Genomic DNA, 14,381 nt, shown 5'->3' on the forward strand with positions numbered 1-14,381 from the left:
AAATCGTTTAACAACATCCCTGGAACCCCGAGCTGCCGCACTTGACACGGCAGCTCTTTTTGTGTCTAAAAGGATTAGAAAGTGCTGCTCTTATACTGATGGGATCTGCTGAGACGGGGAATTATGGGGCGGTTACGTATTTCCCAAGACCGAGATCCAGAACTGTATCATTCACCAGCTTCGCAATTCCAGCAAGTATGTGTCCTACAAAGACCTTAAATCCCTTATGGCCGACCTGAAGGCAGTCTATGCCGCCGTGGATGAACAGGCCGCTCTGGATGCCCTGGACGTCTTTGGAGAACTCTGGGACAAAAAATACCCCAAAATTTCCCAGTCCTGGAGGGACAACTGGGCCAACCTGAGCACCTACTTCAAGTATCCCCAGGAGGTCCGGCGGCTGATCTATACCACCAATACTATTGAGGGCTTCAACCGCCAGCTGCGCAAGGTAACCAAGTCCAAATCTGTATTCCCCACCGATGACAGCCTGCTGAAAATGCTGTATCTGGCCATGATGGATATTACCAAAAAGTGGACCGGCCGGCGGCAGGGCTGGACATGATCCATGCACAGATGGCGATCTACTTCGCCGGGCGTATGCCTGAGTAACACCGCTGTGTCTGGATGTCAAGGGTTAAATGAACGGCTTCGCCGCCCTTGACATCCATCCCCACCGGCGTTATGTTGTAGACATAGGCGGCAGACGGTCAAGCCGCTGCCGCCTACATATAAATTTTGCTCTATTCCTGCACTCATTGGACTTTACACAAAATTTGGGAGTGACCCGGCAGAGCTTTTATATGTGCCACAGGGGTGTCGCTTTAGGGCGGTGAGGTGTCGCTGGCTCTCCGGCAGGGTGTCGCTAAAACTCCGTGCAGGTGTCGCTCAGCGTCCGATTTTTGCAGTTTCATACAAAGATCAACCATACAACTTCTCGTACTCGGAAATCGCATAATGATCAGTCATAGATGCAATATGGTCACAAATTGTACGTATCATACTAGCTCTTATCAGGAAATCATTACTGCCATCATCATGCCAAAAAACATCAAAATCGCTTCTAATTTTTCCTGGGCTTACTACAGAAGCAGTTTCATTGTTTCTATAATTATATCCAGACTTTATATTTTTATCACTGGTTTCAATCATAAACTGCTTAATAGAAATATCCGGCAATTGTTGCGGATGAGTTGAATAGGCCTGAAATAGTTTTCTAATAATATAGCATCCCTTTTCATTCATTCTTTCCACTTCAGGAGAATGATGAATTTCTGTTTGAATCGCACATGGGAATTTTTTAAGCTGTTCTTCTATTGTATTTCTTATATAGCCATTTTCATCAAACATATCAAACCCAATAGCCGTTTTAATACGTGCTTCGTCTCCTGTCTTTTGTTTAAAGAAATCCTCTCGATTGTTTTCACTTAACTTATTGTCTCTAACAATCGTTAAAAGGTTTTGGCTCGAACAATCGACAATGCGGCTCACCAATGTATTTACGACAATTTTTGAGGCAAGTGCAACAAATTTCGATCGATCATAATATTCCGAATGAAATGATGAAACCATTTTTTCCATATCTTGGAGATTTTTCTTGTCTGCCTCATTCATAATCGTAATTAAAGTATCCTTAATGATACTACAAATATGTTTTCCAGATAGAGCATGACTTCGATATGCATCCTCTAAATCATGATGCCACTGCGCGATTTCATCTGCTTGTGCTACAACAAACGCTTCAAAAGACCAGGCTTCATGGCCATTATCCACACTCATCGCTTGGGCGTACTCTTTATAGTAATTCGGATCACATATTGCACCATTATTTATTTTTTTATAACGCAAATTAGAATGATGCAACATTCCCCAAAGAGTATAATTTGTCAAATTAAGTCCTTGATTTCCATAACCAGTCTCTAAACTCGAAACAACCCTCACACTTTGCATATTATGTTTGAATCCATAAACTGTTGCTTTAAGTTTGTCTTCATTACATTCATAAGGGTTATTCCAATATTCTTCGTTATCTTTAAAAAATGGTGATTCAGGTATTTTAACGGTATTCTGAGGTGACATAATCTCATTTAGCATTCTTTCACCAGCATGACCAAACGGTGTATGTCCGAGGTCATGACCTAAGGCAATAGCTTCTGTGAGATCTAAATTTAACTCTAATCCTTGCGAAATGGTTCTTGCAATTTGAGCAACTTCAAGTGTATGCGTCAGTCGATTACGCCTATGGTCGTTTTCACCCGTCAAATATATTTGTGTTTTACCATCCATTCTCCTAAACGAATTACTATACATAATCCGATCTCTATCTCGCATAAAATTGCTTCGATAGGGTGAGTTTAGTGGTTCAAATTCAACACGTTTTGCTAAACCTTCAGGTGCCCGCAGAATATTCATAATTTCTCTCCTTTTTGGTTTTATACTTATTTTCCTCTGTTTTAAAATTCTAATGTAATATATGAATATGCTCTCTTTTGTAAAAGGCAGGAATTTTAATAATACTAAAATACACGCTTATGCTGACATAAAGTTTATACAGCCTTTCGCATCAACCTTTTAATTTAATGACCGCAACGACCTCGTCCACATACTGCCGGCAGGTCCCCTTCTCCGGCGCTTCCACCATGACCCGAACCACCGGTTCGGTGCCGGAGGGCCGGACCAGAATGCGGCCGGTGTCCCCCAGGGCCTCGGCCACTTTGGCCACCGCAGCCTGCACATCCGGGTCGGACTGGGCTGCTTCCTTGTCGCTCACGCGGACGTTTTCCAGCACCTGCGGATAGACTTTGAAGGGCGCAGCCAGCTCGCTCATCTTCTTTTTGCGGGCCAGCATCACCTCCATCATCTTGAGGCTGGTCAGAATGCCGTCGCCTGTGGTGGCGTACTTCGAGAAGATGATATGTCCCGACTGCTCGCCGCCAATGCGGCAGCTGTTTTTGGCCATGTACTCGTAGACGTACTTGTCCCCCACCGGGGTCTTGGCGTACTCGATGCCCAGCTCGTCCAGCGCCTTGTACAGGCCGAAATTGGACATGACAGTGGTGACGATGGTATTGTTGGTCAGCTTGCCCCGCTCCTTCATGTAGCGGCCGTAGATGTAAAGGATGGCGTCGCCGTCCACCACATGGCCCTTCTCATCCACGCAGAGGCAGCGGTCGGCGTCGCCGTCGTAGGCAAAGCCCACGTCCAGGCCCTTCTCCACCACAAACTTTTGCAGCCCTTCGATGTGGGTGGATCCGGCGTTCCGATTGATGTTCAGGCCGTTGGGCTGATTGTTGATGACGTAGGTATCCGCGCCCAGGGCGTCGAACACCGACTTGGCAATGTTCCAGCTGCTGCCGTTGGCGCAATCCAGGCCCACCTTGACGCCCTTGAAGGAGTAAATGCCCAGAGAGATCAGGTAGCCCATGTAGCGGTTCCGGCCCGCCACATAGTCCACGGTGCAGCCGATGCGGTCCCGGTGGGCAAAGGGCAGCTCGGGCCAGTCCTGGTCGAAAACGTGCAGCTTGCCGTCCAGGTAGTCCTCCACCAGCTGCAGGGTCTCCTTGTCCATCTTTTCGCCACAGTAGTTGATCAGTTTAATGCCGTTGTCGTAGTAGGGGTTGTGGCTGGCCGAAATCATGATGCCGCAGTCGAAGTCATCCACCCGGGCGATGTAGGCCACGCTGGGGGTAGTGGTGACGTGCAGCAGGTAGGCATCCGCCCCCGAAGCCACTAGGCCGCTGACCAGCGAATACTCGAACATATAGCTGGAACGGCGGGTGTCCTTGCCGATCACAACGCGCGGCGGGTCATTGTCGCCGTTGCGCTGGCGCAGCATGCCGTAGTACCAGCCGAGGAAACGGCCGATCTTGTAGGCGTGGTCTGCGGTGAGTTCAATGTTGGCTTCCCCGCGGAAGCCATCGGTGCCGAAATATTTGGACATATAAATTCCCCCGTTTCAGTTTTCTCAATCCCGCCGAAACAAATCTCTTGTATAGACTTTTTCCTCTACATCATCCAAACAGCTGTCATAACGGTTGGCAATAATAGCCTGGCTACGCTGTTTGAATTCTTCCAAATCGTTTATGACCTCACTACCAAAGAAAGTGCTACCATTTTCCAACGTCGGCTCATAGACGATCACAGTTGCCCCCTTGGCTTTGATACGTTTCATGACGCCCTGGATCGAGGACTGGCGGAAATTATCGGAGTTGGACTTCATGGTCAGGCGGAAAACGCCAACCACGACATTATGTTCCTTACCCGGGTCGTAATCTGCACTAGCCTCGTAAGCGCCAGCGATTTCCAACACCCGGTCCGCAATAAAATCCTTGCGGGTCCGGTTACTTTCGACAATGGCTTCGATCAAATTTTCAGGCACATCTTGGTAATTGGCGAGAAGCTGCTTCGTATCTTTCGGCAGGCAGTATCCGCCATAACCGAAGGACGGGTTGTTATACTGATCTCCAATGCGCGGATCAAGGCAGACGCCCTCAATGATCTGTTTTGTATTCAGACCCTTCATTTCGGCATAGGTGTCCAGTTCATTGAAATAGGACACACGCAAGGCCAGATAGGTATTGGCAAAGAGCTTTACCGCCTCTGCCTCTGTGAAGCCCATAATCAGGGTGGGAATGTTTTCTTTGAGCGCTCCCTCCTGCAACAGCGCTGCGAACGTGTTCGCCGCCTTCACAAGCCGGGCGTTCTGCACATCGGTGCCAACGATGATGCGGCTGGGATAGAGATTATCGTACAGAGCCTTGCTTTCCCGCAGAAACTCTGGACTGAAGATAATGTTGTCGCAGTGATACTTCTCACGAACCGAAGAAGTAAAGCCAACTGGGATGGTAGACTTGATCACCATAATGGCGTCCGGATTATATTGAATTCCCAATTTGATGACAGCTTCGACCGCCGATGTATCGAAGAAGTTTTTCTTGCTGTCGTAGTTGGTAGGGGTTGCAATAACTACAATGTCTGCCCCTTTATAGGCTGTCTCAGCATCCAGAGTAGCAGTAAGGTTGAGCGCTTTTTCCGCGAGATATTTTTCGATGTACTCATCCTGTATGGGAGATTTTCTCTGATTGATCAAATCTACCTTTTCAGAAATAATATCAACGGCTATGACCTCATTGTGCTGCGCAAGCAATGTAGCAATGGAAAGGCCGACATAGCCGGTTCCTGCGACTGCGATTTTCATTTTGCCACTCCTCCTCATGCGATATAAAACGCTTTATACCACTCCGCAAACTTCCGTAATCCTTCACGCAACGGCGTGCTCGGTTTGAACCCAAAGTCACGCTCTAGCGGTTCCGTATCCGCATAGGTCACGGGCACATCGCCAGGCTGCATGGGAACGAGTTCCTTATGAACTTCAAAGTCATAATCCACCGGAAGCACACCTGCACGAACCAGCTCCTCCGACAAAATCTGAACGAAGTCCAGCAGGTTTTCCGGGTTACTGTTGCCAATGTTATAGATAGCATACGGCGGAATAGGCAGACTGTCCTCGCCATTTTTCTTTTCCGGCGGCTTCTTCATCACACGGATGACGCCCTCAACAATATCGTCGATATAGGTAAAGTCCCTCTTACAGTTACCATAGTTGAAAATTTTGATAGATTCTCCGTTCACCAGCTTGTTGGTAAAGCCGAAGTAAGCCATATCCGGGCGACCGGCAGGACCATACACCGTGAAAAACCGCAGACCAGTGCACGGGATGTTGTAGAGTTTTGCGTAGGCATGCGCCATTAGTTCATTAGACTTCTTCGTGGCTGCATACAGAGACACCGGGTTGTCCACCTTGTCATCTGTGCTGTATGGCACCTTCTTGTTGCTGCCATAGACTGAGGAGCTGGAGGCATACACCAGATGTTCTACTGGATAATGCCGACAAGCTTCCAGAATATTATAGAATCCGATTATATTGCTTTCTATGTATGCATCCGGATTAATAATAGAGTAACGAACACCCGCTTGAGCAGCAAGATTGACCACAATATCCGGGTGATGCTGCTCAAAAATACTGTTGATGAGAGCTCTATCCGCGAGGTTCCCTTTGACAAAGGTGTAGTTTTCGAATTTTTGGAGTTCGGCCAACCGCACCTCCTTGATGCGGACATCGTAGTAGTCATTCATGTTATCAAGACCAACGACCTTAGTATCTGGTTCTGTGGTCAAGATACGCTTGGCAAGATTCGAGCCGATGAACCCCGATGCGCCAGTGATAAAAGCAATTTTGCCCATATAGATTCATTCCCCAATCATCAATTATTATTTTCTCCACACCATCTTATTGACCACCCCGGTATAGCTCTGGATGATCTTTACCACCTTATCTGACACATTTTCGTCGGTATAATCCGGTACAGGGATACCGAGGTCACCGTTTTGGTTCATCTCGACCGCCACATCCACGGCCTGTAACAGATTATCGGTGTCGATGCCCGCTAAAATGAAGCAGCCTTTGTCCAGTGCCTCCGGGCGCTCAGTACTGGTGCGGATGCACACCGCCGGGAACGGATGCCCCACGCTGGTGAAAAAGCTGCTCTCCTCCGGCAGGGTGCCGGAATCCGACACGACGCAGAAGGCATTCATTTGCAGGCAGTTGTAGTCGTGGAAGCCCAGAGGCTCATGCTGAATGACTCGCTTGTCGAGCTGGAAACCGCTCTGTTCCAGACGCTTGCGGCTGCGGGGATGGCAGGAGTACAAAATCGGCATATCGTACTTTTCCGCCATCCTATTGATGGCCGTAAACAGCGAAATAAAGTTCTTTTCTGTGTCGATGTTCTCTTCCCGGTGGGCAGAGAGCAGAATATACTTGCCCTTTTCGAGGCCCAGCCGTGCATGGATGTCCGATGCCTCGATCTTGGCGAGATTTTTATGCAGCACTTCCGCCATCGGGGAGCCGGTGACATAGGTGCGTTCCTTGGGCAAGCCGGTATCCGCCAGATAGCGCCGGGCATGCTCCGAATAGGCCATGTTCACATCCGAGATGATGTCCACAATACGGCGGTTGGTTTCCTCAGGCAGGCACTCGTCCTTGCACCGGTTGCCCGCTTCCATGTGGAAGATGGGAATGTGAAGCCGCTTCGCGCCAATGACCGACAGACAGCTGTTGGTATCCCCCAGCACCAGAACTGCATCGGGCTGGATGGCGACCATCAGTTTGTAAGACTCCGCAATGATGTTGCCCATCGTCTCGCCAAGGTCCGCGCCCACAGCGTTGAGGTAGACCTCAGGATCGGCCAGCTCCAGGTCCCTGAAGAAAATACCGTTCAGGTTGTAGTCATAGTTCTGACCGGTGTGGGCCAGAATCACATCGAAATATCTGCGGCACTTGGTAATCACCGCAGAAAGCCGGATAATCTCAGGGCGTGTGCCCACAATGATCAGCAGCTTGAGTTTGCCGTTGTTTTTAAAAGATATCTTGCTGTAATCGCTCATACATTTCCTCCCACAGGGAAGCTGCGCGCCTCGATCACTTCCCCCGCCTCTATTTTTTGCAGTGCGGCAACCTGATTTTCCGCCTTGACGATGGCCCCCAGACAAAGGTGTACGCCATCCTCGATGACGCATCCATGGTCAACGATCGCGCCGCAGTTGATGAGGCAGCCTTTGCCGATCTTCACGCCGGTATTGACGACCGCGTGCGGTAAAATAATCGTTCCCTGCCCGATCATCGCCGTTGGACTGACATAGGCCGTGGCATGGACCAGCGTCAGCAGCGCGCAACCGCTTGCTTCGAGACGGCAAAGCCAATCCATACGAACTTTGTTGTTTCCAAAGGCTGGGTAAAACACCGTATCAGCATTCAGATAATTTAGGTAATCCGCACACTTTCCCACAACATCTGCCGCGGCGCTGTTATCGTCTAAAAAAATGATTGGCTCAAACTGGCCGGACTGGGCCGCCACATCCGCCACCGTACGTCCATAGCCGCCGGCCCCCAGAATCACCAGCCGTTTCATTCACTCACCTTCTCAAAAAACGTATCCGGATGCCGCGGGTCAAAGAGCTCGTTGGCCCACATGACCGTCACGAGATTTTCGGTATCGCTCAGGTTGATGATATTGTGGGTATAACCCGGCAGCATATGGACCGCTTCGATCTTCTCGCCGCTGACTTCAAACTCGATGACCTCATCCGTGCCAATTTTGCGCTCCTGGATCAGGCCGCGGCCGCTGACCACCATAAAAAATTCCCACTTGGAGTTATGCCAATGCTGCCCCTTGGTGATCCCGGGCCTGGAAATATTGACCGACACCTGGCCGCAGTTGGCTGTTTTGAGCAGCTCTGTAAAGCTTCCGCGCTCATCCACATTCATTTTAAGCGGGAAGCACACCTTTTCTTTGGGCAGATAGGACAGGTAGGTGCTGTACAGTTTTTTGGCAAAGCTCCCTGCCGGGATCTCGGGCATGAGCAGCGTCTGCGGCTGGGCCTTGAAGGCTTCCAGCAAGTCCACGATCTCACCCAGCGTAGCCTTGTGCGAGGTCGGGACGCAGCAGTAACGCCCATCTGTCTGGGCCACCGTATCCAGCCCGGAGAACGTACAATGGTGCTCTTTCCCTTCCAGGGCGTCCAGCATTTCCTCTACCAGATCGTCGATATAGACCAGCTCAAGCTCGGTGGCAGGGTCATTCACCTGGATGGGCAGATCGTTCGCAATATTGTTGCAGAAGGTCGCCACCACACTGTTATAGTTGGGACGGCACCACTTGCCGAACAGGTTCGGGAAACGGTATACCAGCACCCTGGCGCCAGTCTCCCTGCCATAGCTGAAAAACAATTCTTCCCCGGCCAGCTTGCTTTTACCATAATCACTTTGCCCATAGCGGCCGATGAGGGTCGCCTGAATGGAGCTGGACAGCATGACCGGGCACGCATTGCCGTGCTTTTTCAGGGCATCCAGCAGCATGGATGCAAAGCCAAAGTTGCCCTGCATGAACTCACTCTGCTCCTTCGGGCGGTTGACGCCGGCCAGGTTGAACACAAAGTCCGCTTTGGCGCAGTATGTGTCAAGCAGGGCGGGGTCTGTGTCCAGATCGTACTCATAAACTTCACCAATGGACAGTCCTGGGCGTGTCCGGTTTTTACCTTCCGCGATGTTGCGCAGATTGCAGACGAGATTTTTGCCTACAAAGCCCTTTGCGCCGGTGATGAGGATATTCATGCGCGCTTCTCCTCCCAGTTTTTCAGCGCTTCCTGCACATAGTCTGTGGTCAGGATCTTCTTGACCGTCCCATCCACATCCAGACGGTTGGTGTTGTGGCTGGTGTAAGCCTCATCGGCCATGGTATGTACCTCGCCCTTGACCACGAACTTGTCGTAGTTCAGATCACGGTTATCTGCGGCTACGCGGAAATAATGCCCCATATCCTCGCTGCGAAGCCGCTCTTCCCGGGTCATAAGAGTTTCATAAAGCTTCTCGCCATGACGGGTTCCGATGATCTGTGTACCCGTATCGCCAAACAGCTGCTGTACCGCTTTGGCCAGGTCGCCAATGGTGGAGGCGTCCGCCTTCTGGATAAACAGGTCCCCAGGGTTGGCGTGCTGGAACGCGAACATCACCAGATCGACGGCCTCGTCCAGGTTCATCAAAAACCGGGTCATGTTGGGGTCGGTGATGGTGATGGGGTTACCCGCCTTGATCTGATCGATGAACAGAGGAATAACGCTGCCGCGGCTGCACATAACGTTGCCGTACCGGGTGCAGCAGATGGTCGTGCCCCCACGTTCAGCAGCCACACGAGCGTTTGCATAGATAACGTGTTCCATCATAGCCTTGGAGATACCCATGGCATTGATGGGATAGGCTGCCTTATCGGTAGAGAGGCAAACCACACGCTTGACACCTGCATCAATGGCAGCGTGCAACACATTATCTGTGCCAACGATGTTGGTGCGAACCGCTTCCATCGGGAAAAACTCGCAGCTCGGCACCTGCTTGAGTGCTGCCGCATGAAAGATGTAATCCACGCCGGGCATTGCATCCCGCACTGCCTGTGGGTTGCGGACATCGCCAATGTAGAATTTGACCTTTTTGGCGCTCTCCGGGTGCTTGGCCTGGAGCTCGTGGCGCATATCGTCCTGCTTTTTCTCGTCGCGGGAGAAGATACGGATCTCCTTGAGGTCGGAGTCAAGAAAATGCTTGAGAACGGTGGAACCGAAAGAACCGGTACCACCGGTGATCATGAGGGTGGAGTTATTAAAGACAGACATATTATTTCCTCCTCAACTATTAAAACCATCTTATAATCTCGCATCCATCATCATCCCAACTTAAGTCTTAAGCCTTTTATAATCGCCGTGAAAAACGCTATTGAACTCATCTGAATGATAATAGAAGGCATCACTACGCCCGACTCTCCAAATCGGTATCAACCATGCATCGAATAAAACATTGGTTACCGTAGATCCAATGTACAAATATTTAAGGAAACTTTACTTGTAGTAATAAGCACTCCATGCATTTTACACTGCTCATAAACAAGAAAGCCCAGCGTACAATGTAATTATGCGATTATACAGCTATTAGCAGATAGGTTATATCTCTTGTGTAACTTATCTACCATTATGTTTTGACCCTAGCTAGAACATGACAACGTATAAAATCGTACATATATTTTAACTGAGGTGATTTAGTAAAAAGACAAATTGACAAATATGTCATACTTCCCACACTAACCTGAAGTACTAACTCCACTCCAGAGTTCAGACCGATCATCCCCACAACATACACTATTCCACCCATAATAAAGGAATTAACCAATGTAGGAAAAACATCCTTTAGCTGCTCTAGCCAGCTGTAATGAATATACTTTCCCGTTGGATATGCATTAATAATAGTTTCAATAAAAATGGAGACAAACATACTATAGGCAACCCATATCGTACCGTATTGGACAAATGAAATTAGAATAATCACAAAAATCAATTTCTTCAAAATTTCCATTCTCAAATAAGTACCACTTCTTCCGATTGCTTTAATAACATCCTTATTTAACGTAATAATTGGATACATTGCATATACAGCACAATATACCTGCAAATATGGCACACATTCAATCCATTTTTCGGTAAGTAAAAATCTCACCAGATTCTCGGACACAAGAGCTAACCCTACCATCATCGGGAATACCAAAAAAGTACTTGTTTTAAGGGTTCTTTTCATAATTCCCTTTATTTGTTCACGTTCAGCATTAGCCATCACTGGAAACATTACTGTATTGATTGCTGTGTTCACATTGCTCATAAGAAGATTGGGGAATGATGATCCTTTATTGAAGTAGGCCAAATCTGTCGTTGAATAAACTTTACCAATCATAAGTGTTCTAAGTTCCTTGTATATTTCATCAATAACGCCCGCAGCTAAAATTTTCCATCCATAGGAAAAAAGAGACTTAAAAGACACCCACGAAAAGGCTTTTTGAGGTATCCACCTAACCAAAAGAACAAGCATGACTGTATCAATCGCCGAATTCGTTAAGTATTGACCTACTAGTGCCCATACACCAAATCCATTGTATGCCATTCCAATCCCAACAAACGCAGAGATAATGGTTCCAATCAATGTAGCATAAAAAAATTTCTTGAACATCATTCGTTTAGATATAAAAGCATTTTGAATAGAATTAATCGATGACAAGATTATTTTAATGCCCATTACACGAATAACAGAATCCAGTATAGGATAACTATAAAATCTTGCAATAAATGACGCACTAATAAACAAAATAAAATATAGCACAATTGAAAATACAATATTTGCATAGAATACTGTCGAAAAGTCTACATCATCCGCATCCTTTTTTTGAATTAAAGCTGTTCCTAATCCCTGTGTAACAAAGACATCGCATATCGCAATCAGAACAGTCACAATTGCTACACACCCGTATTCATCAGGCATAAGAATTCTTGCCAAGACTATAGAAACTAGAAAGCTGACGAGCTGCGCACCCATTCTTTCTGCAAAACTGTACACTAGTCCTGATGCCATTTTAGCTTTTACGCTGTCGTTCATGGGCATGTATTTTAACCTCCATCAGAACTTCATTGATTTTTTTTACATTTTCATCAATTGTAAAGTTATTTTTAGAGAACTCGTATGCATTATCTGAAATTTTTTGAGCTTTATCTGGATGATTAAGTGCATATAAAATTTTTTCAGCTAAGTCTTCCGGATTTCCTTGTTCATACAGCAACCCATTATAGCCATTATTAATTATATCCAATGTCCCACCAGTATTCGCACCTATCACCAAAAGATTGCTCCTCATTCCCTCTACTGTTACTCTACCAAATGGTTCATTTATCGAACACATCAATTCAATGTCCATTTTTTCTCTGAAGTTAGTCATGTCATCTATCTGTCCCTCAAATATCACTTTATCCTGCAAATCATATTTTTTAGTAACTTTTTTAAGTTCTTCAATGTATCTTTTATTACCAGCATTCAAGTCTCCCGCAAAATGCAAATATACGTTTTTAATTCCATGTCTTTTCAATATGTATAATGCTTCAATTGCCTCCATTTGTCCTTTAATGCTAATCAATCTTCCACAAAGCACACAATTAACACTATTGTTGCAAAGAATTGTTTTTTTTCTTCCTAGCATCATTTCAAGGCCATTCGGAATAACAGTCATATGTTTACAATCTATTCCTAGCAGCTCTGGGAGATTTTGAAACATTGACTTAGAAATAACTATTATTTTCCCACAATTATCATTGAATATCTTTGTCTGGCTAAAACAATAGTAATGATTTTCTGTTAAATATCCTCTGAAATGCCAGACGAAAGGTTTATGCATTTTTTTTGCAATATAATATCCAAAGAGCTGGCTTGTTCCGTTAATATATACTAAATCATACTCTATATAACTTTTGTATCTTATATTAGCCTTCAGATAATGTATAGCGGCTTTTATATTAGCCTTACATTTTCTAAGTAAATCTTTTTTTTCACCACAAAGTACACAACCTGTCTGTGGCAGATCAACAATATCATATAGTATTCCCTTGCTAATAAGTTCTTTTTCGATGGGCCCTTTTCCAGGGATAATAACCTTTATTGTATGATTATATTTTTTTTTTAGATTTTCTATCACCATCAAAAATGATCGATTTGCTCCACCAAGAAGTTCCACATCAAATGTTACTGCTAGTATTTTCATTGATATTGTTCTCCTCCGTATCTGATAGCGTCGTCCCCAACCGATATGCAAGTGCAAACAAAAATTGATACAGCGCTGTATGCATGGTTACTATACCAACTTCCAAAATAATAATGCTAATAATTAGGGCTTTTGCAAAAGCACTGTTAATTAAGTCAGCTCTTTTAGAATGGAAGATTTCCCTCAGAAGTACTAAGTATCGAGAATAATAAAGAATAAATCCAATTATTCCCAAGCATGATAATACCTCTATATAATTACAATGCGACCATGTACTAGTCCAGCCATTCAAAAGCCGGTAGCAGTCAAACCCTACGCCAAATAATGGGCTCGTTTTAAATAATTCAATTCCTTTCTGTATCATAATAATCCTAAGCGTATCATCGCCTTCTTGACCGCTTAACAGTACTTGTAAAAGGCTTTCTATGCGATACCCAACAGTATTATATAGTATTTCCACCTTAAAGATAGCTATGACTGCCAAAAGCATACAAAACAGTCCGACAAAAATGATTTTCAATTTTTTTGTAATCTGTCCATTACAGAAATAGTAAAATAGAAATGGCATTGCAACTGATGAAAATAGTGCCAACTTACTTCCCGACATTAAAACAACAAAATAAGTAGGGATTAGCGCAATGTAATAACCTTTTTTTTGTTCATGCTTTACCAAATAAAATGTTGATATTGATCCAATTGCCGCAACAACCCCCGCATTAATAACATTTAACCCTTCAACAGTTGTACGTCCTCCTTCCTTGCCAGATGACATATTTGCTATGAAATAAATCGATAGAATTACACTAGCTATATACAATACCCGAATCATTCTTTCGCATTCATCTATGGAAGATAATTCAACGTAAACCGAAAAAAATATCACAGCTCCAAATATAAATAGCTTATAAGATGGAATTTGAGTAGACGGTCCCCAGAATAGTCCACAAGTAGCATATGCTACAAAAGCAAAATACAATATAAAAGCCAGCCCTACAAATCTCACCGCTTTTACTTTTCTTATGTTGCGAATAAAAATTAATGCTCCCAAACCATAATAAATCATGTACGTAGATTGGTCATGACTATCTTGAAGTAAAAACATGCTAACGCAAAAGCTCAGATATAATAAGTAATTCGCTGCCTTTTTCCCTTGAAATAGTTTAAACCCAGCAAAATTTATGTAGACTTTTCTGTTATTCAAATTCAAAATCA

General features: G+C 45.6%; 10 protein-coding genes and 2 pseudogenes. 1 reads left to right on the forward strand and 11 read right to left on the reverse strand.

The window, feature by feature from the left end:
• Positions 1-136 precede the first annotated feature (136 nt).
• Positions 137-609: pseudogene (locus B5E66_RS08560) on the forward strand (IS256 family transposase); the annotation flags it as partial.
• 309 nt (positions 610-918) lie between these two features.
• Here the strand turns inward: B5E66_RS08560 and B5E66_RS08565 are convergent.
• The 11 genes and pseudogenes from B5E66_RS08565 to B5E66_RS08615 all read right to left on the reverse strand — a co-directional run.
• Positions 919-2,340, reverse strand: a pseudogene (locus B5E66_RS08565) (deoxyguanosinetriphosphate triphosphohydrolase family protein); the annotation flags it as partial.
• Positions 2,341-2,560: 220 nt separating this feature from the next.
• The gene (gene glmM / locus B5E66_RS08570) at positions 2,561-3,937 is read right to left on the reverse strand and encodes a phosphoglucosamine mutase (protein ID WP_087231522.1); all 1,377 of its coding nucleotides are present in this window, start codon (positions 3,935-3,937) and stop codon (positions 2,561-2,563) included.
• A 24-nt stretch (positions 3,938-3,961) separates the two neighbouring features.
• Positions 3,962-5,194 carry a nucleotide sugar dehydrogenase gene (locus tag B5E66_RS08575; protein WP_087231526.1) on the reverse strand — a complete coding sequence of 411 codons (1,233 nt, stop codon included), beginning with the start codon at positions 5,192-5,194 and terminating at the stop codon, positions 3,962-3,964.
• A gap of 14 nt (positions 5,195-5,208) precedes the next feature.
• A complete protein-coding gene (locus tag B5E66_RS08580) occupies positions 5,209-6,240 on the reverse strand; it encodes an NAD-dependent epimerase/dehydratase family protein (RefSeq protein ID WP_087231528.1) in 1,032 nt (343 codons plus the stop codon).
• A 27-nt stretch (positions 6,241-6,267) separates the two neighbouring features.
• Positions 6,268-7,440, reverse strand: a complete 1,173-nt coding sequence (gene wecB / locus B5E66_RS08585; RefSeq protein ID WP_087231531.1) for a non-hydrolyzing UDP-N-acetylglucosamine 2-epimerase — start codon at positions 7,438-7,440, stop codon at positions 6,268-6,270.
• On the reverse strand, positions 7,437-7,964 hold the full coding sequence (locus tag B5E66_RS08590) for a PglD-related sugar-binding protein (RefSeq protein ID WP_087231534.1): 528 nt from the start codon (positions 7,962-7,964) through the stop codon (positions 7,437-7,439). The genes wecB and B5E66_RS08590 overlap by 4 nt, the downstream gene beginning before the upstream one ends.
• A complete protein-coding gene (locus tag B5E66_RS08595) occupies positions 7,961-9,166 on the reverse strand; it encodes a capsular polysaccharide biosynthesis protein CapF (RefSeq protein WP_087231536.1) in 1,206 nt (401 codons plus the stop codon). The genes B5E66_RS08590 and B5E66_RS08595 overlap by 4 nt, the downstream gene beginning before the upstream one ends.
• Positions 9,163-10,215 (reverse strand): polysaccharide biosynthesis protein, encoded by a 1,053-nt coding sequence (locus tag B5E66_RS08600; RefSeq protein ID WP_087231539.1) that lies wholly within the window; start codon positions 10,213-10,215, stop codon positions 9,163-9,165. Before B5E66_RS08600 ends, B5E66_RS08595 begins: the two co-directional genes overlap by 4 nt.
• Positions 10,216-10,567: 352 nt before the next feature.
• Positions 10,568-12,022, reverse strand: coding sequence for a lipopolysaccharide biosynthesis protein (locus tag B5E66_RS08605; RefSeq protein WP_087231542.1), 1,455 nt, complete (start codon positions 12,020-12,022; stop codon positions 10,568-10,570).
• The gene (locus tag B5E66_RS08610; protein ID WP_087231545.1) at positions 11,994-13,169 is read right to left on the reverse strand and encodes a glycosyltransferase family 4 protein; all 1,176 of its coding nucleotides are present in this window, start codon (positions 13,167-13,169) and stop codon (positions 11,994-11,996) included. The genes B5E66_RS08605 and B5E66_RS08610 overlap by 29 nt, the downstream gene beginning before the upstream one ends.
• The gene (locus B5E66_RS08615) at positions 13,144-14,376 is read right to left on the reverse strand and encodes an O-antigen ligase family protein (protein ID WP_143406958.1); all 1,233 of its coding nucleotides are present in this window, start codon (positions 14,374-14,376) and stop codon (positions 13,144-13,146) included. The genes B5E66_RS08610 and B5E66_RS08615 overlap by 26 nt, the downstream gene beginning before the upstream one ends.
• Positions 14,377-14,381 lie beyond the last annotated feature (5 nt).

Origin of the sequence: Faecalibacterium sp. An121 (genome assembly GCF_002160915.1) — a bacterium.
Classification (GTDB): domain Bacteria; phylum Bacillota; class Clostridia; order Oscillospirales; family Ruminococcaceae; genus Faecalibacterium; species Faecalibacterium avium.